The 21,079-nt window shown below is 52.2% G+C and carries 19 protein-coding genes, 1 pseudogene and 1 riboswitch; of the genes and pseudogenes, 2 read left to right on the top strand and 18 right to left on the bottom strand.

All coding sequences use genetic code 11. The features are described 5' to 3' along the window. A pseudogene (locus CIK99_RS15450) lies at nt 1–224 on the top strand (DNA-binding protein); the annotation flags it as partial. 123 nt (nt 225–347) lie between these two features. Then, on the top strand, nt 348–470 hold the full coding sequence (locus CIK99_RS15445) for a smalltalk protein (protein ID WP_158215874.1): 123 nt from the start codon (nt 348–350) through the stop codon (nt 468–470). Nucleotides 471–730: 260 nt separating this feature from the next. Here CIK99_RS15445 and CIK99_RS11925 read toward each other — a convergent pair whose 3' ends face one another. The 18 genes from CIK99_RS11925 to CIK99_RS11845 all read right to left on the bottom strand — a co-directional run bounded on the left by CIK99_RS11925 (nt 731) and on the right by CIK99_RS11845 (nt 20,631). Then, a complete protein-coding gene (locus CIK99_RS11925; protein WP_094381729.1) occupies nt 731–3,163 on the bottom strand; it encodes a DUF4982 domain-containing protein in 2,433 nt (810 codons plus the stop codon). Between the two features lie 181 nt (nt 3,164–3,344). Then, entirely contained in the window at nt 3,345–5,891 is a 2,547-nt protein-coding gene (locus CIK99_RS11920; protein WP_094381723.1) for a transglycosylase domain-containing protein, read from the bottom strand. Then, nucleotides 5,888–6,793, bottom strand: a complete 906-nt coding sequence (gene miaA / locus CIK99_RS11915; protein ID WP_094381722.1) for a tRNA (adenosine(37)-N6)-dimethylallyltransferase MiaA — start codon at nt 6,791–6,793, stop codon at nt 5,888–5,890. The genes CIK99_RS11920 and miaA overlap by 4 nt, the downstream gene beginning before the upstream one ends. 47 nt (nt 6,794–6,840) lie before the next feature. After that, nucleotides 6,841–7,611 carry an acyl-ACP--UDP-N-acetylglucosamine O-acyltransferase gene (gene lpxA / locus CIK99_RS11910; protein ID WP_094381721.1) on the bottom strand — a complete coding sequence of 257 codons (771 nt, stop codon included), beginning with the start codon at nt 7,609–7,611 and terminating at the stop codon, nt 6,841–6,843. A 30-nt stretch (nt 7,612–7,641) separates the two neighbouring features. After that, nucleotides 7,642–9,027, bottom strand: a complete 1,386-nt coding sequence (locus tag CIK99_RS11905) for a bifunctional UDP-3-O-[3-hydroxymyristoyl] N-acetylglucosamine deacetylase/3-hydroxyacyl-ACP dehydratase (protein ID WP_094381720.1) — start codon at nt 9,025–9,027, stop codon at nt 7,642–7,644. Nucleotides 9,028–9,030: 3 nt separating this feature from the next. Continuing rightward, nucleotides 9,031–10,062, bottom strand: a complete 1,032-nt coding sequence (lpxD, locus tag CIK99_RS11900; protein ID WP_094381719.1) for a UDP-3-O-(3-hydroxymyristoyl)glucosamine N-acyltransferase — start codon at nt 10,060–10,062, stop codon at nt 9,031–9,033. 27 nt (nt 10,063–10,089) lie between these two features. Beyond that, nucleotides 10,090–10,917 (bottom strand): orotidine-5'-phosphate decarboxylase, encoded by an 828-nt coding sequence (gene pyrF, locus CIK99_RS11895; protein WP_094381718.1) that lies wholly within the window; start codon nt 10,915–10,917, stop codon nt 10,090–10,092. A gap of 1 nt (nt 10,918) precedes the next feature. Beyond that, the gene (locus tag CIK99_RS15540; RefSeq protein WP_173805363.1) at nt 10,919–11,065 is read right to left on the bottom strand and encodes a hypothetical protein; all 147 of its coding nucleotides are present in this window, start codon (nt 11,063–11,065) and stop codon (nt 10,919–10,921) included. A 9-nt stretch (nt 11,066–11,074) separates the two neighbouring features. Then, nucleotides 11,075–12,187, bottom strand: coding sequence for a peptide chain release factor 1 (gene prfA, locus CIK99_RS11890; RefSeq protein WP_094381717.1), 1,113 nt, complete (start codon nt 12,185–12,187; stop codon nt 11,075–11,077). 50 nt (nt 12,188–12,237) lie between these two features. Next, nucleotides 12,238–13,407, bottom strand: coding sequence for an AIR synthase-related protein (locus CIK99_RS11885; protein ID WP_094381716.1), 1,170 nt, complete (start codon nt 13,405–13,407; stop codon nt 12,238–12,240). Between the two features lie 107 nt (nt 13,408–13,514). Further along, nucleotides 13,515–14,252 carry a shikimate dehydrogenase gene (locus tag CIK99_RS11880; RefSeq protein ID WP_094381715.1) on the bottom strand — a complete coding sequence of 246 codons (738 nt, stop codon included), beginning with the start codon at nt 14,250–14,252 and terminating at the stop codon, nt 13,515–13,517. An 18-nt stretch (nt 14,253–14,270) separates the two neighbouring features. After that, a complete protein-coding gene (gene ubiE / locus CIK99_RS11875) occupies nt 14,271–15,005 on the bottom strand; it encodes a bifunctional demethylmenaquinone methyltransferase/2-methoxy-6-polyprenyl-1,4-benzoquinol methylase UbiE (protein WP_094381714.1) in 735 nt (244 codons plus the stop codon). 119 nt (nt 15,006–15,124) lie between these two features. Next, nucleotides 15,125–15,898, bottom strand: coding sequence for a tRNA (guanosine(46)-N7)-methyltransferase TrmB (trmB, locus tag CIK99_RS11870; protein WP_094381713.1), 774 nt, complete (start codon nt 15,896–15,898; stop codon nt 15,125–15,127). A 59-nt stretch (nt 15,899–15,957) separates the two neighbouring features. Then, nucleotides 15,958–16,476 (bottom strand): ferritin, encoded by a 519-nt coding sequence (locus tag CIK99_RS11865; protein ID WP_094381712.1) that lies wholly within the window; start codon nt 16,474–16,476, stop codon nt 15,958–15,960. 34 nt (nt 16,477–16,510) lie between these two features. Continuing rightward, entirely contained in the window at nt 16,511–17,548 is a 1,038-nt protein-coding gene (locus CIK99_RS11860; protein WP_256387406.1) for a branched-chain amino acid aminotransferase, read from the bottom strand. Between the two features lie 105 nt (nt 17,549–17,653). After that, nucleotides 17,654–17,833 (bottom strand): exodeoxyribonuclease VII small subunit, encoded by a 180-nt coding sequence (gene xseB, locus CIK99_RS11855; protein WP_254047799.1) that lies wholly within the window; start codon nt 17,831–17,833, stop codon nt 17,654–17,656. Nucleotides 17,834–17,853: 20 nt separating this feature from the next. Next, the gene (gene xseA / locus CIK99_RS11850; RefSeq protein ID WP_094381709.1) at nt 17,854–19,146 is read right to left on the bottom strand and encodes an exodeoxyribonuclease VII large subunit; all 1,293 of its coding nucleotides are present in this window, start codon (nt 19,144–19,146) and stop codon (nt 17,854–17,856) included. Between the two features lie 45 nt (nt 19,147–19,191). Continuing rightward, nucleotides 19,192–20,631, bottom strand: coding sequence for a S8 family serine peptidase (locus CIK99_RS11845; protein WP_254047798.1), 1,440 nt, complete (start codon nt 20,629–20,631; stop codon nt 19,192–19,194). 225 nt (nt 20,632–20,856) lie between these two features. After that, nucleotides 20,857–21,071, bottom strand: a riboswitch (cobalamin riboswitch). Nucleotides 21,072–21,079 lie beyond the last annotated feature (8 nt).

The following is a 21,079-nucleotide window of genomic DNA, read 5'->3' as shown; positions in this document are numbered from 1 at the left end:
GTTCGCTCATCACCTCCCGAAAGATTGTGTTCACCCCGTCGGTGGATGTGAAGGCGGCCCTCAAGGCATCGCAGGTCACCATCACCTGCTACGACCGCAACGGCAAGGAGGTGAAGCGTGTGAACTCGAGCGATCCGGGTACGGAGAGTCCTGACGAGAGCGGAAGCGGCAGCGAGAGCGGCGGCGGAAGCGGCAATGAGGACGGCGGCGGCAGCTTGATCTAAGCTGAGGGCAGGGGTGCGCAAGCGCCCTTGCCCTAACAAAACCGGAGAGCGTCAGCAGAACCCCGCCGCAATCGGGGCGCAAATCATTAATCAATTATCATTAATCAGTAATCATTAATCATCATGAGTTCTACATCTAAATCAAGCACTTGGAAGCTGGTATTGCAGCTTATTGTGGCAGCACTGTCTGCTATTGCTACAACTCTCGGAGTGACGAGTTGTATGGGAGTGAATCAGTACGTGTGACGACAACTGGTTGAACGGAAACTAAGAGGGAGCGACGCCTTGGCGCCGCTCCCTCTTACTGATTATGGATGTTAATTTGTATTCCGCTGAAAATCGGGGTACAAATCTTCAACTATGTTATTTACTCGAGTTTCGGAAGTAATTTTGAACCACAGAGTTTAAGAGATTAAGAGTATTTATAAATCTCTTTTCCTCTTTATCTCTGTGGTTTAAATAAACCCCTTAACATTGGGAATTATCACTTCAGAAAGTTGAGTTATTTACTTTGTTGTAATGCTAATGCTGCGCTTTAGTCGGCGGAGCTTGTCGGTGGCGGTGACTTGTATGGTGCCGCTCTGGGTGGTGCTGCGCACCACGAAGACGGCCTTGCCGCTGAAGAGTTTCATTGTGGGCTGACGCATCGACTGCAGCGAGGTGGCGTCGCCATTGCATGCCGCCTCAAACACACCCTCGCCAGTGACCTCGATGGTGATGTCGTCAGAGAGGGTGGGGCAGAAGGTGCCGTTGGCGTCTTCGAGACTCACGGTGATGAAGGCAAGGTCGGCGCCGTCAGCTTTGAGTGTGGCGTGGTCAGCTTTGAGTGTGGCGCCGTCAGCTTTGAATGTGGTGTGGTCAGAGGAAGGACATTCCACGTCCATCCTCAGGGCAACTGGTTTGCCGGCTGTCAATACCTTCTGTTCGCCCATGACGCTGCCATCGGCATTATACGCCACTACACGCAGTTCGCCTGGCTGATATGTCACGTCGTTCCAGCGCAGACGGTAGCGGTCGAGACGTGAGTCCTGACGCTTGCTGATGCGGCCCTGGCTCTTGCCGTTGACAAAGAGCTCGGCTTCAGGAGCGTCGGTGTAGCAATAGACGGGGGTGAGCTCGCCTTCGCGTCCAGGCCATGTCCAGTGGGGCAGGAGATGGATGGTGTGGGTGGCGGTGTTCCAACGGCTGCGGTAGAGATAATAGCGGTCCTTGGGCAATCCGGCAAGGTCGCAGATGCCGAAATAGCTGCTTCGGCTGGGCCAGTAGGTGTCGTATGGGGTGGGCTCGCCGAGATAGTCGTAGCCAGTCCACACAAACTCGCCGATGACCCACGGATAGTCGTCCTGACAGCGCCAGTCGTCGTCGGGGAGGTTGCTCCACGAACAGTATTCGGTGTCGTAGCTCGAGCATTGTCCGTCGTCATATACGGCATTGTCGCTCACCACCACTGGAAACTTATACACGCCGCGAGAGCTGACCGTAGAGGCGGTCTCGGAACCGAGGAGGAAGCCCTGTGGCAGCTGGGCGATGTTTTTCTCATATTTATGTACACGATAGTTGAAGCCAGGCACATCCATCACCTGGGCAAAGCCCGACTTCAGTGCAGCCTCGGCACGGTCCATGCCTTGGGTGACGGGGCGCGAGGGGTCGAGACGATGGCAGAGTGACTGCAGATGGCGTGAGATCTCCACGCCCTCCTTGCTCCACTGTTCGGGTATCTCGTTGCCAATGCTCCACATGACGATCGACGGATGGTTGCGGTGATGGAGCACGAGGTTCTCGATGTCGCGGTCGGCCCACTCCTTGAAAAACTTTGCGTATCCGTTCTTGCACTTAGGATAGATCCACATGTCGAAGCTCTCGGCCATGACCATCATGCCGAGCGAGTCGCACACCTCCATCTGGAGTGTTGACGGCATGTTGTGGGCGGTGCGGATGGCATCGCAGCCCATGGCCTTCATCATCTTTATCTGACGGATGACGGCAGCCTTGTTTTCCGCCGCACCGAGCGGTCCGAGGTCGTGATGAAGGCATACGCCCTTTATCTTTCGGCTGACGCCATTAAGACGGAAGCCGCCGTCCTTGCTCACGCTGATGGTGCGTATGCCCACCTTATGGCTCTCCTCGTCCACCTTCTTTCCGCCTACAAGACGCGAGAGGGTGAGGGTGTAGAGATAAGGCGACTCTGGCGACCATAGACGCGGATTGGCCACGGCGAGCTGCAGAACAGCGTCGTTGACGTCATCCTCGCTTGCCTCTGCCACCACACGTCCGTCGTGGTCTCTCAGCACAGCAATGGTATTGCCTTTCTCGCCCTGAGCCTTTGCCACCACCTCTACGATGGCTTTCTCTGTTGATGCCGTCAAGGTGCGGATATAGGTCTGCCAAACGGGGAAGTGGTTTTCGCCGGTGAGCAGCAGGCGAACAGGGCGGTAGATGCCGCCGCCTGGATACCAGCGGCTGCTCTCCTCCACATTGTCGAGCGACACCTCAATGTCGAGTGTGTTGCCAGTCTGACTGACAGGAATATCCACATTGAACGCATTGTAGCCGTAGGGCCAGTAGGCGAGTTGCTTGCCGCCCACCTTCACGCGGGCGTTGCTCATGGCTCCGTCTATCATCAGCGTGGCTCTCGAGTAGCCGTCGGGGATGGTGACCGTGGTGCGGTAGAAGCCTTGTCCTATCCAGGGCAGTGCTCCCGAACGTCCCGACTTCTCCGACTTCTCTGTCTCGCCGTTTTGTTCTATCGCCACATACTGAAGGTCCCATTTCTTGTCGAACGGTCCGGCAATGGCCCAGTCGTGTGGTACTGATACCGATTCCCAGTGGTTGTTGTCTCTTGAAAACTGCCAGCCGTCGGTGAGGTTGATCACTCGTCGGGGCTGTGAGTTGGCGAGGGCAGCAACGGCCAGCGCCATGAGGGTCATTTTATTTCGCATAAGTATATTCTTTTTTTCGCTTCGCTCAAGGAAACTTCTTCCTTTTTTCGCTTCGCTCAAGGAAACTTCTTCCTTTTTTCGCTTCGCTCAAGGAAACTTCTTCTTTTTTTCGCTTCGCTCAAGGAAACTTCTTCCTTAACTTCTTTAACTTCTTTAACTTCTTTAACTTCTTTAACTTCCTTTATAGATACACATCCTCGTATTGAGGTTGTTTCTTCTTCTTTTTCTCAGTGGCTTCAGTCTTCTTCTTCTCAGTGGCTTCAGCCTTCTTTCCTTCCTGTTCGCCTACGGTGGGTTCGTTGCCCACAACGCCTTCCTCCGTCTCTTGGTCTTCGCCGTCGATGGTGACGGGGATGTCGGTGGCTACCTCGGTGCTATCGACGAGTGTGGAATCCTCCACCTTGTTGTGCCAGTAGCTCGAGCAGTTGTATTCCTCGTAGTCGATATCGTCTTTCGGTTTGGCGAATTTTCCGTGATACTGTTTCATGTCAGGGTCGTTGAGCACCGACTGGAAGAAATAGCCGCAGATGGGGAGAGCTGTTCGGCTGCCTTGTCCGAGAGCTCCGGTACGGAAGTGGATGCAGCGGTATTCGCCGCCTACCCATGCTCCAGCCACTAGGTTTGGACTCACGCCCACAAACCATGCGTCGGAGTGATTGTTTGACGTTCCGGTCTTGCCTCCAAACTCCGTGTCGGGATGGTTGCCGACATATCCCCACAGACTCTGGCTGGTGCCTCCCGGCTCACGCATGCCGCCCATGAGCATCTGCTGCATGAGGAATGCGCTGCGATAGGGGATGGCCTGACGCTGCTCTGTAGGGGCGGTATAGACCTCGTTGCCGTCGCTGTCGAGGATGCGAGTGACAAGCACTGCCTCATGCATCTTTCCGTCGTTGACCACGGTGCTATAGGCGTTGACCAGTTCGAGGAGGTTGACGTCGCTTGCGCCGAGAGCCAAGGCAGGCGCATTGTCGAGTTTGCTCTTGATACCCATGGCGTTAGCCGTCTCGATGATGTTGCTGATGCCCATTTCCTGTCCTAACTTCACGGCGATGGAGTTGATGCTCTGTGCGAAGGCACCTTTCAGTGGAATGGTGTCGCCGGTGAAGTATCCGTTGGCGTTGGTAGGACACCAGTTGACCTCCTTATTCTTCTGAGCGTCCCACACCTTCATGCTGATGAATTCGTCGCGACGGCGGTCGCAGGGCGAGAGGCCTTGGTTCATGGCTTCGGTATAGACGAAGAGCTTGAATGTGGAGCCTGGTTGTCTCATGGCCGTCACCTTGTCGTATTTCCACGACTTGAAGTCGATGTCGCCCACCCATGCCTTCACATGTCCGTTATGCGGGTCCATGGCACAGAAGCCACAGTGCATGAACCTCACCATATACCTTATTGAGTCCATCGACGACATCTCCATCTCCACCGAGCCTTTCTCGTAGTCGAAGAGTCGCACCTTATGCGGACGGTTCATGTAGTATTCCACCGAGTCGGGGTCGTTGGGGAAGCGCTGTTGCAGCTCCTTGTAGCAAGGCTGACGTTTGGCTATGCCCTCGATAAATCCAGCAATCTCCTGATGCTTCTCGTCCTGCCATGGGTTGGTTTTTCCCCAGTGGTTGTTGAAGTTACGCTGCACCACTTTCATCTGCTTTATGGCAGCCTCTTCGGCATATTTCTGCATGCGAGTGTCGATGGTGGTGTATATCTTCAGTCCTGAGGCGTCGAGGTCGAAGCCGTTATCCTTGCACCAGTCGTCGAGATATGCCGCCACAGCCTCGCGGAAGTATTGTGCCTGTCCGTCGTAGCGACTCTCTACGCTGTAGTTGAGCTTGATGGGTTTCTGCTTGAGCGAGTCGTATGCCTCGGCGGTGAGATGTCCTCGTGTGCGCATGTTGTTGAGCACGGTGTTGCGTCGGCGAAGGCTGTTATCGGGATTGATGCGCGGATTATAGAACGTGGTGGCCTTGAGCATTCCCACGAGGACGGCAGCCTGGTCGGTGGTCATTGCCTTGGGAGTGGTGCCGAAATAGGTCTTGCACGCTGTCTTTATGCCGAAGGCGTTTGAACCGAAGTCAACGGTGTTGGCATACATGGTGAGTATCTCTTGCTTGTCGAAGATCATCTCGAGCTTCACGGCGGTGATCCATTCCTTGCTCTTCATGATGAGGATCTTCAGTCCGGGGATGTTGCCGAGCACACCGGTGGAGTAGTTGGTGCGAACGCGGAAGAGGTTCTTCGCCAACTGCTGTGTGATGGTCGATGCGCCGCGTGCGTCGTGGTGCAGCACATAGTCTTTCAGGGCGGCAAAGAGACCGATGGGGTCGATGCCCTTATGATTGAAGAAACGCTCGTCCTCGGTGTCGATGAGGGCACGCCAAAACTCGGGGTTCACCTCCTCGTACTTCACCGGTTGGCGGTTTTCGTTGAAGAACTTTCCGAGGAGCACTCCGTCGGCGCTATATATCTCTGAAGCCTGGTTGCTGACGGGGTTCTTGATCTGCGAGAAGCCTGGCGACTTGCCGAAGAGCCATAGGAAGTTGATATCCACGGCACCGAGATACAACACCAGCATCACGATGGCCGACACCATGGCCACGGCGGTCTTGGTGTACCATTTCCTACCTTTATACATACCGATATACCACGAACCGAAACGTCGGGTCGCTCTCCATGCAGAGCTTGCCACTCGGGCTATGGCTCCTTGCTTTCTCTCTTCGTTGTTACTCATTTTACTGTATCTGAAATGAAATTCAAAATGTGTTCTCTCTCAGCGGCATCAAACCAAACGATGTCGTCGTCTTTCTTATACCATGTCTGTTGTTTGCGGGCATACCTCCGTGTGTTGCCCTTGATCCTCTCCACCGCCTCGTCGAGCGTCCATTCACCGTCGATATATTTGAACATCTCCTTGTATCCCACGGTGTTGAGTGCATTGAGATGGCGCAAAGGGTAGAGTCGTCGTGCCTCTTCTTCCAAGCCTTCAGCAATCATCATATCGACGCGGCTGTTGATGCGCTTGTAGAGGATGTCACGAGGCCTGTTGAGTGCTATCTTCACGATACGGAAAGGTCGTTGTTTCCGCTCTCTTATCCTGAATGAGGTGTAGGTTGTCCCCGTCTGTCGGCATATCTCGAGGCCGTGTACCACTCGTCGTGGATTGCATTTATCGACTATGTCGTAATACTCCGGGTCGAGAGTCTTCAGTTCGGCGAGCAGAGGGTCGAGTCCTTCCGTGGCGAGGCGGTCTTTGTAGAGCTGCCTTATGTCGTCGCGGATGGTGGGTATGTCGTCGATGCCGTTGCACACGGCGTCGATATACATCATGCTGCCTCCGGTCATCATTGCGAGGGCGTTGTCCTTACCCTCGAACATCTGTGATAGCAGAGTCATCACGTCTTGCTCATACATCGACGCATTGTAATATTCGTCGAGAGCCAAGGTGCCGACGAAATAGTGTTTCACCCTCTGCATTTGCTCAGCCGTGGGAGCGGCGGTGCCTATCGGCATGTCGCGGTAGATCTGCCTTGAGTCGGCGTTGATGACTGGTATGCCACGGCTTTCGGCAATCTCAAGACAGATGTCTGTCTTGCCCACTGCCGTCGGTCCGGTGATGACGAGGAGTGTATTCATTTATCTTAAATGATTAACTGAAGCAAAGCATGATGACACACTGACAATCAGCGCACTACGCCACGCTTTGAATCCTCGATAAACCTACATATATATTCCACTTCCTTGACGTCGGGATATTTTGAACGAGCCTCGGCGATACCGTCCTTGATGATGCCATTGGCATAGATGGTGCGGTAAGTGTCGTGGATGATGTCTATCTGTTCGTTGGTATATCCGCGGCGACGCAGGCCGATGATGTTGATGCCACAGTAGCGGGTGGGTTCTTTGCCGGCGATGATAAACGGAGGGATGTCGAGACTGAAACGGCAGCCGCCCTGAATCATCACATATCCGCCGATGCGGCAGAACTGGTGACAGAGCACCGTGGCGCTGATGATGGCGTTGTCGTCTATCTCCACCTCGCCGGCAATCTTCGTCGAGTTGCCGATGATACATCCGCTGCCAATGATACAGTCGTGGGCTATGTGCATGTTCTCCATGAGCAGGTTGTTTGAACCAACGACGGTCTTCGCACGGCTGGCGGTGCCTCGGCTGATGGTGACATTCTCGCGTATTGAGTTGTTGTCGCCAATCTCGCATGTGGTGACCTCGCCTTTGAACTTCAGGTCTTGCGGCTTGGTGCTGATGCTTGCTCCGGGAAAAAACTCATTGCCGTTGCCAATGCGTGCTCCCTGATGCAGTGTGACGCTGTTGTAGAGCTTGTTGTTGTCGCCCAGCACCACGTCGGCGTCGATATAGCAGAATGGCCCTATCTCGTTGTTGTCGCCCAACTTTGCGTCGGGATGAACGAAGGCCATAGGACTGATGTTGTTCATGTTTTCTTAATTTTTCGTTTATGTTTTTGACTACTTATTCTTCACTATCTGTGCCGTAAAGGTGGCTTCAGACACCACATGGTCGCCCACGAAGACATATCCCTTCATCGAAGAGATGCCGTGGCGGATAGGTGCGAGGAGATCGACCTTGAAGAGGAGTGTGTCGCCAGGCACCACCTTCTGACGGAACTTCACGTCGTCGATACGCAGGAAGTAAGTTGACCAGCGTTCGGGCTCTTCCACAGAGTTGAGAACGAGCAGACCGCCACACTGTGCCATGGCCTCTATCTGAAGCACGCCTGGCATGACAGGTTCCTGAGGGAAGTGGCCCTGGAAGAACGGCTCGTTGCTGGTGACGTTTTTCACGCCTACTATGCTTGTGGCACCGATGGCTATCACCTTGTCAACCAGCTGCATAGGATAGCGGTGGGGAAGGAGTTCGCGGATGCGGTTCACGTCCATCAGTGGCTCTTCGTTGGGGTCGTAGATAGGAGCTTGTATCTCATGCTTGCGTATCTCCTTGCGCATCTGACGGGCAAACTTGTTGTTGATGGTGTGACCTGGACGAGTGGCAATGATTCTGCCCTTGATGGGCTTGCCGATGAGAGCCATGTCGCCGATGACGTCGAGGAGCTTGTGGCGAGTACACTCATTTTCCCATACGAGAGGCTTGTGCTGGATATAGCCGAGGTTGTTGGCGTCTCGATGCTCAGCGTGGAGCATGTCGGCGAGTTTGTCGAGCTGTTCCTGCGAGATCTGACGCTCGTAGATCACGATGGCGTTGTCGAGGTCGCCGCCCTTGATGAGGTTGGCGTTGAGCAGCGGCTGTATGTCGCGAACGAAGACGAAGGTGCGGGCGGGAGAGATCTCCTGGCTGAAGTCTTCCATGCGTTCGAGTGTGGCAAACTGGCTGTCGATATACTTCGAGTTGAACGAACACATTGTGGTGATGCTGAACTCCTCGTCGGGGAGGATGGTGATGCACGAACCAGTGTTATTGTCCTTCACCTCTATCTTCTTCCTGATGATGTAGTAGTCTTTCGGAGCATTCTGTTCCTCGATGCCCACCTCGTTGATCTTTTCAACATATTTGATGGCGCTGCCGTCGAGGATAGGGAACTCAGGACCGTTGACCTGTATGAGACAGTTGTCGATGCCGAGGGCGTAGAGAGCAGCCAGTCCGTGTTCTACGGTAGAGATGCGGAGGTCGCCCTTGCCGAGCACTGTTCCGCGCTGTGTGTCGATGACATTCTCCGCCACGGCGTCTATCTTAGGTTCCCCTTCCATGTCGATACGTTGAATCTTATATCCATGATTCTCGGGTGCAGGATTGAAGGTCACCGTGAGACTCAGTCCTGTATGAAGTCCCTTGCCACAGAGCGAGAAACTTCCCTTTAGCGTTGTTTGCTTCGTCATATACTATTTCTTTTTTAATTCTTCTACTTGTTTCTGAAGTTCGTTGAGTTGCTTGTAGATGTCGGGCAGACGGCGGAAGATGGCCTGCGACTTGAAGTATGCCTTCGGCTCCATCGGCGGTGTGCCGATGAGCGTCTGGTCGCCCTTGATGTTGCCTGGCACTCCCGACTGTGCGCCGAGGAAGGTCTTGTCGCCGATGCTGATATGTCCGGCTATGCCTACCTGTCCGCCAAACATACACCACGACCCGATCTTAGTGCTTCCGGCGATGCCCACCTGAGCCGACATCACCGTGTTTTCGCCCACCTCCACGTTGTGAGCCACCTGAACGAGGTTGTCGAGTTTCACACCCTTGTGTATTATGGTGCTGCCCATGGTGGAACGATCGACGCAAGTGTTGGCACCTATCTCTACATTATCCTCGATCACGACGTTGCCTATCTGTGGAATCTTGTCGTAGCCCTCGGTGTTTGGGGCAAAGCCGAAGCCGTCAGCACCAATCACACAGCCGGCATGAAGAACGCAGTTGTTGCCCACCTTACAGTGGTGATACACAACGGCATTGCTGTAAATCTCGGTATTGTTGCCCACTGAAGCCTCCTCGCCGACGGTGACATGGGGATGCAGCACACAGCCGTCGCCGATGGTGACGTTAGGGCCGATGGCCACAAACGGACCGATATAGCAGTCCTTGCCCACCTTGGCTGAGGGGTGGATGAAAGCCAACGAGTCGATGCCCACCTTCTTGGGTTTCATCGAGGCATATAGCTGCAGGAGCTTTGCCACACACTCGTAGGCGTCCTTCACGCGGATGAGCGTAGCCTTCGTCTCGCGTTCGAGTTTCACGTCTTCGTTAATGAGTACTATCGACGACTCGGTGTCGTAGATATAATGCAGATATTTCAGGTTGGAGAGGAACGAGATGGCACCTTTCTTGCCTTCTTCAATCTTGGCAAAGGTGTTGACACTCGCCTGGCTGTCGCCTTCCACCTTTCCACCTACGTAGTCCGCTATCTGTTTTGCTGTAAATTCCATGATCGGATACCTTTTTTTGTGTGTGTATTACAAGTTGTGCCCCTTCAGCAGGACGTCCATCTGCTCCTTGAGCTCTTTAGCCTTCTCGCCAGCCACCTCGGCGTAGTCCTCGCCATCGCTGGCGTAGATGATGCCTCGCGAACTGTTGACAAGCAGGCCGCAGTCGTCGTTCATGCCATATTTGCATACCTCCTCGAGGCTGCCTCCCTGTGCGCCCACGCCGGGGACGAGGAGGAAGTGGCGGGGAGCGATGCGGCGTATGTCCTCAAACATCTTTCCCTGTGTGGCTCCGACGACAAACATCAGGTTCTCTTCCGTTCCCCACTGCTGGGCCTTGCGCATCACCTTCTCGTAGAGAGGCATGCCTTCGGGGTCGGTGGTGAGCTGGAAGTCGTGACTGCCCTTGTTGCTTGTCAGGGCGAGCAGGATGACCCATTTGCCCTCGTAGCCGAGGAACGGAGTCACGCTGTCCTCTCCCATATAAGGAGCTACGGTGAGCGAGTCAACGTCATATTCGCCGAAGAAAGTGCGGGCATACATTGCCGATGTATTGCCGATGTCGCCACGTTTTGCGTCGGCCACGATGAAGTGGTTGGGGTAATATTTCTTCAGGTAGTTGACGGTCTTCTCGAAAGCCATCAGTCCCTTCACGCCGAAAGCCTCGTAGAAAGCGAGGTTGGGCTTGTAAGCCACGCAGTAAGGTGCGGTGGGGTCGATGATGGCCTTGTTGAAGGTGAAGATGGGGTCTGGACCGTCGAGCAGGTGTTGTGGCACCTTTTTGAGGTCTGTATCGAGACCTACGCAGAGAAACGAGCGCTTGGTCTTAATCTGTTCTATCAGTTGTTGTCTATCCATGTTATTTCTTTATTTCTGTCTTTGGCAATTCGTTAAAAGTCTCTATCGTTTTTTGTTTCATCGAGATCATTCGATGTATGAACTCCTCAGCCTGAACGGTCTTTTCACGCTGTTCGTCGTCTTTCTTCTTGGTGTAGATGAGTCCCATAACGCACTATTACAGTTCGGCTTCTTTCATTCTCTCGGCATTCTCGGCCACGGTAAGTGCGTCGATCATGTCCTGAATGTCGCCGCCGAGGAATCCCTGCAGGTCGTGGGTAGTGTAACCTATGCGGTGGTCGGTGACGCGGCCCTGTGGGAAGTTGTAGGTGCGTATCTTTGCACTGCGGTCGCCGGTGGAGACGAGGGTCTTGCGGCGGTTGGCAATGTCATCTACATACTTCTGATGCTCTTTGTCATAAATAAAGGTACGCAGGCGTGCGAGCGCACGTTCCTTATTCTTGGGTTGGTCGCGAGTCTCGGTACACTCGATGAGTATCTCTTCGGTCTCGCCGGTATTGGGGTTCTTCCACATGTAACGCAGACGCACACCGGATTCCACCTTGTTGACGTTCTGTCCGCCAGCTCCCGACGAGCGGAAAGTGTCCCACTTTATCTCGCCCTCGTTGATGTTCACCTCAAACTTGTCTGCCTCAGGCAGTACGGCCACGGTGGCGGCGCTGGTCTGCATGCGGCCGTTGCTCTCGGTGACAGGCACTCGCTGGACGCGGTGTACTCCCGACTCATATTTCAGCACGCCATACACTCCGTCGCCGCTGACGGCAAAGTCTATCTCCTTGAATCCGCCCACAGCACCTTCGCTGACGCTGGTGATGGCGAGGTTCCAGCCTTTCGACTCGCAGAACTTCTTATACATGGCGAAGAGGTCGCCGGCAAAGAGGCAAGCCTCGTCGCCGCCAGTGCCAGCGCGGATCTCCATCTCCACGTTCTTTGCGTCTTCTGGGTCTTTCGGCACAAGGGCAATCTTTATCTCCTCTTCGATTTTCGGCTGTAGTTCTTCGTTGACAGACAGTTCCTCTCGAGCCATCTCCTTCATCTCTGGGTCGCTCTCGTTGGCGAGTATGTCCTTTGCCTCGGCGATGGCGTTAAGGCAAGCTATGTAGCGTTTGCGGGCATCGATGATGTCGCCCAGGTCTTTGTATTCGCGTGTGAGTTTCACGAAACGCTGTTGGTCGGCTATGACCGAAGGGTCGGTAATCAGTGTCGATACCTCCTCAAAACGGCTTACCAGTCCGTCGAGCTTTTGCAGTATGCTATTGTTTTCTATCATTAATTATATATTGTTCGATTTTTACTCCTCTTCCTTCCTTTCTCCTTCGTTTAATACTCAAATGTTCCGTACTCCGACTTAATGGTGAGGCTCTTCTTTCCTTCCTCGATATGTCCCACCACTTGTGCGTCGATGTTGAAGCTGCGGCTGAGCTCGATCACCTTGTCTGCATTTTCGGGGCTGACATATATCTCCATTCTGTGTCCCATATTAAACACTTTGTACATCTCTTTCCAGTCAGTGCCGCTCTCGTCGTGGATGACGCGGAAGAGTGGAGGAATAGGGAACATGTTGTCCTTCACCACGCGGCAGTTGTCGCCCACGAAGTGCAGCACCTTGGTCTGAGCTCCTCCGGTGCAGTGTACCATGCCGTGGATGTCTTTTCTCATCAGGTCGAGAAGTTGCTTTATTACCGGAGCGTAGGTTCGGGTGGGAGAGAGGACGAGTTGTCCGGCGTTGACGTTGACGCCTTCGACCGTCTGGTCGAGGCGGTAGCTGCCGCTATATACGAGGTCGTCGGGCACTGCATGGTCGAAGGTCTCGGGATATTTCTCCGCGATATACTTGTTAAACACGTCGTGGCGGGCTGAGGTCAGTCCGTTGCTGCCCATACCGCCGTTGTAGCGGTCCTCGTAGGTGGCTTGTCCGCACGACGACAGTCCGACGATGACGTCTCCCGGACGGATATTGGCATTGTCGATGACGTCGCTACGTTTCATTCGGCATGTCACTGTAGAATCGACGATGATGGTGCGGACGAGGTCGCCCACGTCTGCTGTCTCGCCGCCAGTGGCATAGATGCCGATGCCCATATCGCGCATTTGCTTGAGCAGTTCGTCGGTGCCGTTGATGATGGCCGAGATCACCTCTCCCGGAACGAGCATCTTGTTGCGTCCAATGGTGCTTGACACGAGGATATTATCCACGGCTCCCACGCAGAGCAGGTCGTCGGTATTCATGATGAGTGCATCCTGTGCTATGCCTTTCCATACGCTCAGGTCGCCGGTCTCTTTCCAGTAGGCGTAAGCCAACGACGATTTTGTTCCTGCTCCGTCGGCGTGCATGATGTTGCAATACTCTGGGTCGCCGCCGAGAATGTCGGGTATTATCTTACAGAATGCCTGTGGGAAGATGCCTTTGTCGATGTTTTTTATTGCGTTGTGGACATCTTCTTTTGCGGCACTCACGCCGCGAAGCATATAACGGTTGTCTTTATTCATGTCTGTTCTATTATATTTCTATTCTCAGTTGTCTATTTTGTCGAAAAAACGTTCATTCACTACATTGTCGTGAAAGAATGTTGCGTTCACTATATTGCGTCCGCAGCTTATTGCCAGAAGTCCCAGCTGACGAAAGCCTGGAGAAGTAGCATCTCGAGTCCGTTTTGCACCGTGGCTCCATATTGGGCGCCCTTCTTCATAAACAAGGTCTCGTTGGGATTGTAGATGAGGTCGTAGAGGATGGTTTTGTGGTCCATGGCCTCGTATGGCAGGTCGGGACATTCGTCAACATGCGGATACATGCCTGACGGCGTGCAGTTGACGATGACGTTATACTCCTTGATTATCTCAGGAGTGATCTCCTTGTATTGTATGGTGTTTGGGCGGTCGTAACGGCTTACAAACACTGTTTCGAGGCCAAGGCTTTTCAGTCCGTATTGCACGGCTTTCGATGCGCCGCCGGTGCCGAGGATGAGAGCTTTCTTGTGATAACTTTGCAAGAGAGACTTTATGCTGTCGGTGAAGCCAACGACGTCAGAGTTGAATCCCTTCAGTTTGATGTCGCCTCCCTCGCGGGTTACTTTTATCACGTTTACTGCTCCAATGGCCCTTGCCTCAGGACTTATGGAGTCGAGGAACGGGATGACCTTCTCCTTGTATGGAATGGTGACGTTGAGTCCGCGGAGGGTGGGGTTGGTTTCCAGCACTTCCGTCAGAGCGTCGATTGATTGTATCTCAAAATTCTCATATACAGCGTCGATGCCTTCGTCGTCAAACTTCTGATTGAAGTAGCTTTTTGAGAAGGAGTGTCCCAAGGGGTATCCTATAAGTCCGTACTTGTCCATGTCGTTATGTATTATTTGTTATTTTGTTGCTATTAATAGTGTGCATATTCCGAAGGTGAGTCTTCTGAACGAAGTCTTCCTGAAGCCTGCCTGCTGTAGTATTGTCATCATCTCCTCTCCCTGGGGAAATGCCTCGATGGTAGCGGTGAGGTAGGAGTAAGCCCTGTCGTCTTTCGATATCATCCTGCCCCATACGGGGAGGACGGTGTGAGAGTAGATGTTGAAGAGAGTCTTCATTGGGTTGTGTGCTGGCTGTGTCAGTTCGATGACGCAAAGATGTCCGCCAGGTTTCAGCACTCGGCACATCTCTTTCAGTCCCTTGTCGAGATTAGGGAAGTTTCTTATGCCGAAGGCGGCGGTGACGGCGTCGAAGGTGTTGTCGGCGAACGACAGTGCCATGCAGTCTTCTTTTGCAAACGAGATGATGCCGTCGAGTCTCTCTGCCTTCACCTTCTGTCTTCCTATCTCCATCATACCTTCTGAGATGTCGGAGCCAACGAGTTTTTGCGGACACAGCTTTTTGGCTGCAAGAATGGCGAAGTCGCCTGTTCCTGTAGCCACGTCAAGGATTGTCTTCGGGTTGTATGGTGCCAATGTTTCTATAGCCTTCATACGCCATCCCTTGTCGATGTTCCACGACAGGCGATGGTTGAGTTTGTCGTATGAGTGGGCGATGTTGTCAAACATCTCTTCCACCTGTTTTCCTTTGTCATCCTTGTCGTTGTAAGGCTTGATTTTCTCTTGTTTGTACATATAATATTGCAATATCAGCCGCAAAGGTAGTAAAAGTTGTGGAAATTACAAAATTATTTCATAATTTATTCTCGTTTTTCATGCAGTTTTAGACTATTTGAACACGAAAAAAGCGCGGTTCACTTGCTTTTTTCCAGTGAACTGCGCTTTGTGCGTTTATAGCTGCGGTATTCGTCGAGTGGTATTTCGACGTCCGATTCCTCCAGTTGGATACCTTTGGGGAGATGGAATTTCATGTACTTTATGTTCAGACCGCGCTCAATCCATTGCGACTCGTAATAGGTCTTGATGCCTAATATCTGTTGAGTCGCCTCGTCGATACCTTCGGTGTGATAAAGATCGTCTGTGCGGAACTCCATGGGCAGCTTGTTGTGCTCCACCATCAGTGTGGTGTAGGTAAAGAGGAAGTTGCTGTCGGTCTTCAGATGTATCAGACCGCCGTCGGTGAGAAAGCGGCGGTAGCGTTCGAGGAAAAAAGTGCTCGTGAGGCGTTTCCTCGGGTTTTTCATCTGTGGGTCGCTAAACGTGAGCCATATCTCCTGCACCTCTCCTTCGCCGAAGAAGCGGTCGATGATCTCGATGTTGGTACGGAGAAAGGCTACGTTTGGCAGTCGTTCTTCCACAGCCTGTTTGGCGCCAGCGTGCATTCGAGCTCCTTTGATATCGACTCCAATGAAGTTGATGTTGGGAAATAGCTTCGCCAAGCCCACCGTATATTCACCCTTGCCGCAGCCGAGCTCAAGTACTATGGGGTTGTCGTTATGAAAAAAGTCGCTCCGCCAACGGCCTTGCATGGCGAAGGGCTTGTTGTCTGTCATTGCTGAATATGGAAACTGGAACACGTTGGGAAACGTCTCCATCTCAGCGAATTTCTGCAGTTTTCCTTTGGACATAATTATATAGAAGTTGACGAGTTAACTTTTTAACTCGTCAACTTGTCAACTATTAATATTTACTTTCCAGCCAGTGGTGATGCCTGTGTGTAGGTGCGGGTGCCGAGCTCTTTGTCGAGCATATAGAGTCCGTAGCCGTTGTCTTTGATCATCTTCAGGTTGTCGATGATATTCTGCGCATTCTCCTCTTCCTCCACCTGCTCGTCGATAAACCACTGCAACATGCTTGATGTGGCGTAGTCTTTCTCCTCCTGAGCTATGGCATAGAGATTGTTGATAAGGCTTGTCACCTTTTGCTCGTGTGCGAGAGTGCTTTCGAGGACGTCGAGGAGGTTGTTCCACTGTGTGGGCACTTCGTCGATGGCCTTCAGTTCCACAGCTCCGGCACGAGAGATGATATAGTTAAACAAGATCTTGGCGTGATCCTGCTCCTCCTGGAATTGCACTTCAAACCACTTGCCGAAGCCTGGGTTGCCGTTGGCGTGGCACCAAGCCGACATTGACAAGTAAAGGTATGCTGACCACATCTCAGCATTAATCTGGGCGTTGATAGCCTCTTCTACTCTTTTGTTTAGCATAGCAATAAATGTTTATTTGGTTAAAAAAATTACTTTATTCAATCACTACTGTAGTCCATCCGTGCTTGTCTTCCTCTATGCCATACTGTATGTTGCGCAGGTGGGTATAGAGTTTCTCGCTGATAGGACCTGGCTTTTCGCCGAAGACATAGCTCTTGCCAGTCTCAACATCGTCGATGCGTGAGATGGGCGAGATGACGGCAGCTGTGCCGCATGCGCCAGCCTCCTCGAATGTCTCCAATTCTTCTTCGGGTATCTGACGTTGCTCCACCTTCAGTCCGAGGTCTTCCGCCAGCTGCATCAGCGACTTGTTGGTGATCGACGGCAGTATCGACGTTGACTTTGGTGTGACGTAAGTGTTGTTTTTGATGCCAAAGAAGTTGGCTGCTCCGGCCTCGTCGATATATTTCTTCTCCTTTGCGTCGAGATAGAACTCGCAGGCATAACCCAAGTCGTGGGCTTTCTTGTTGGCGGTGAGCGATGCAGCATAGTTGCCTCCCACCTTATATATACCTGTGCCGAGAGGGGCAGAACGGTCGTGGTCGCGAATGATGACGTATGGGTTGGCATAGAAGCCGCCCTTGAAATACGGTCCTACTGGAGTGACGAAGATAAGGAAGAGATACTCGTCGGCGGGATGAACGCCTACCTGTGCGCCAGTGCCTACGAGGAGTGGACGGATGTATAGTGTTGCTCCGCTCTCGTACGTAGGAATCCACTCTTGGTTAAGCACAACGACCTTCTTCACCATCTCTTCAAAGAGCTCTGTCGGCACTTCTGGCATGAGGATGCCGCGTGAGGTGCTCTGCAGACGCTTGGCGTTTTCGTCCATACGGAAGACACGCACCTTGCCGTCGGGACAGCGGTATGCCTTAAGGCCCTCAAACGCCTCTTGTCCATAGTGCAGACAAGTGGCGGCCATGTGCATGTTGATGTACTCGTCGGAGCAAACTTCTATTTCGCCCCATTGGCCGTTGCGATAATAACAGCGTACGTTGTAGTCAGTCTTTCTGTATCCGAAAGAGAGGCTTGACCAATCCAAATCTTTCATAATAGTATGTTTTGATGTTATTTTGTCCTTTTTTCGTAAAAATCAGTTGCAAAAGTACTAAGAATTATTTTATCCCGCAACTTTTTTCACTCTTTTTTTATATAATGATGTTGAAAAGATAGCATATCAATTATTCTTCAGCACTTTCTTCACCTCTTCGTCGGCCTTTGTGAGCTTGTCTTCGCAGAGTCGCAGCAGTTCCTGTGCGCGTTTGAGTTCGGTGCTTAGTGTGTCGATATCGAGTTCGTTTGCTTCCATACGTCTCACTATCGTCTCGAGTTCCTTTACGGCTTCTTCATATTTCATTGTCGTTTCCATAATTGTTGTCAGTTTATTGTAGATCGTATTATTCCTTCTTTAAGTCTCGTCTCGATGATGTCGCCTCGTCTTACCTGAGAGGGGTCGGTGAGTGCTTTGCCATTATGTAGTGTGATGCTGTATCCTCTTTTCAGCAGCTGTTGTGGGTCGAGGTTGGCAGTGCGGTTTTGTAGCATTTCGAGTTGATGTCGTGCCGTGAGCAGTGTGTGTTCAATGGCCGGCGGCATGCGCTGTTCGAGTTGCGCCACTCTTTCGCGCTGTGTGCTTATGGCGAGGATGGCATGTCTTGACAGTCGTTCGTTGATAATGTCCAAGCGTGCCTTCTGTCTCTCTGTTGCCATGGTCATCATCGTTGGTATGCGGTCAGTGAGGCGTTGAAGGCGTTGTCGTTCAGTGTCCATGATGCGTGTGGCGCAGTTGGCGAGGCGTTGGCTGTAGTCGTTGATCCTCATGTCGATGGCATGCAGATGGTCGATGAGGAGAGTTGCTGCGGCTGTCGGTGTTTTCACCCTTGTGTGCGACACCATGTCGAGTATGCATTCGTCGCGGTCGTGTCCTATTCCTGTGATGACAGGCAGAGGGAAGTTGGCCACGTTCTCTGCCAGTTCCAGTGTGTCGAATCCGCTCATGTCGCTTGTCGCTCCTCCGCCTCTTGTTATCACTACGCAGTCGTAGTCGTCATAGTTGTCGTTGATGATGTCTAAGGCTTTGATGATGCTTTTCTCAATGCCTTCTCCCTGCATTATGGTGGGGAAGAGTGTCACCTTGAAGTGATATCCATAGCTGTTGTTGGCGAGTTGTGAGAGGAAGTCGCCATAGCCTGCTGCTGTCTCGCTCGAGATTACGGCTATCCGTTGTGTGAAGAGTGGCAGCGGTAGTTGTTTGTTGAGGTCAAACACGCCTTCTTCTTTCAGTCGGCGTATTATCTCTTGTCGGCGTCGTGCCATGTCGCCGAGCGAGAACTGCGGGTCGATGTCGGTGATGATCCACGAGAATCCATATGCTTCATGAAACTGTGCCGTCACTTCGACGAGTATCTTCATGCCTGTCCTCAGGTGTTGACCAGTCTCACGTTCGAAGTATGGCTTTACGGCTCCCCATGTCTGTCTCCAGCATTTTGCCGACGCTCGTGCTATGGGAGTGTTGTAACGAGGGTCTTTCTCGATGAGTTCCATGTAACAATGGCCGCTGTTCTCCCTCATTTCCGCCACCTCTGCCTCCACCCAGTATGCCCTTGGCAGACCGAGGTCGATGGTCTGTCTGACAAGGTTGTTAAGTTCGAAGAGTGAGAGATGTTGCATATTGTTCGAGTGATTTTGGGGTTATCATTGTCTTTTCGCTCTTTTTCAGCGGGTTATGTTGTCTGTCAAAGCCTTGATAAAGTCGGGCGTTCCATATCCGTAGATATTGTCGGGATGTGTGATGTTATTGCCCGATAGCCTCACTATTTCTATCATCTCAAGAGCAGTCTTTTCGGGCATTGCCTGCCATAGGCAAGCAATGAGTCCGCAGACGAGTGGGGTGGAGAAGGAGGTGCCCATATCTTCTATCACCGTACCTCTCCTTGAGATGAGCGACGACGGACTGCCAATGGCCATGAGGTCGGGTTTTACGCGTCCGTCTTGTGTCGGTCCTACGCCGCTGAATGGTGCGTTGACGAGTTCTGGTGTCAATGCTCCCACGGTGATGATGTCTTTTGCGTCAGCCGGGAAGGTGATTTTTTTCCATTGTCCCATGCCATAGTTGCCGGCACTGTTGACGAGTATGATGCCTTTCCTCGCCAGCATCGAGGCGGTGTGGGAGATGAGTGCTGTCTTGCCGTCGAGTTCCCAGTAGTGGTGGTCGCCATAGTGGTTGTCGTATTCGTGATAGCCTAAGCTGCTGCTTATCATATCCACACCTGCCGAGTCGGCATATTCGGCTGCCATGGCCCAGTAGTCTTCTTCCACTGGCTGTTCGCTTTGCTGGTCCTCGCATCTCAGTAGAAGGTAATTTGCTTCAGGCGCTGTTCCTATATATACCATCGGAGCGTTGACAGCCATGGCAGAGAGGACCTTTGTGCCGTGGTCGGTCTCGTTGAAGATATCTCGCGACTGCGGGAATACGAAATCCTTCCATCCTGTTATCCTCACATTCTTAAAGGCGTTGAGTCTATCCACATTGGCGAAGCCGCCGTCGAGCACCGCTATTGTCATTCCCTGTCCTCTGTAACCTTTGTCGTGGAGCTTGTCGCCTTGCATATTCGACACCTGGAGGTAGGCTGAGCCGTATCTCACGTTTTGAAGTGTGTCCCAGGGGTTGAAGTGGTCTGACAGTTTTTTTCTTTTCACTGTTGGTATTATGGAGTCGGGCGATGTCCACACCTTGTAGCACCCTCTGACGAAGTTCATCTTCAAGATGTTCTTGGTAATGGTTGTGTCAGTGGTGTTGATAAGAACGGTGTTGTTCCATTTGCTCTTTCCTACCACAAGCATCTCGTCCGAGAGTTCCATAATCCTTTTGATATATGCGTTGTTGACAGGAAGGTCTGTGGAATCGATGGCGAGTCGTTGTCTATTCCGTCTGTCTATGGCTTTTTGCGAGAGAAACTGTCGTGGTTTGTCGATAGAATAGCCGCATCCCCGTTTGTCGCTGAGGACTATTCTATAAGTATAGCTTTTCTTCCCAGGATATTTCATCCGTGGGACGTATTCCTGGGTCTTTGCCTGTGCCAACATCGCAATGAGCAGGGTGATATATATGGTGAACAGTCGTTTCATGGCGCAAAGGTATAAGTTATTTTTCAAACTGCCAAATATTTTTTCCGTTTTCTTGTCAAACGAAGAAAGCCCAGTCTCACGACTGGGCAATTTCTACATAACTTATATAATAATACACGTACGGTCCGCATCATCAACGACAATACGAACATCGCTCCGTGCATTTCACTTCACTCTGCATTCCCAAGCGCCATACTGCGCCATAGGTAAGTATCGTGGGGTGCTTACAATCCTTACACCGAGGATGTTCGCCGATTGTCATTTACGTGAGGCAGGTCTTCTGACTTCGTTCCGTCCATATGCTCCTTCCCGCCTTCCTCTCGTTTGGTGTTTCCAAACGAGGGTAACAGTGGCAGTGGATTGTTGCATATAGATGAAAAAGGAACTTACAGCTGCGGGACAGTTGTGGATTTTCACCACATTCCCTATTAATCGCTGTTACGCGAACCTCATCTGGCGGCAAAGGTAAGAATAT

This window comes from Prevotella sp. P5-92, from assembly GCF_002251245.1.
GTDB lineage: Bacteria > Bacteroidota > Bacteroidia > Bacteroidales > Bacteroidaceae > Prevotella.
This window is presented reverse-complemented; position numbering and strand designations above follow the sequence as displayed.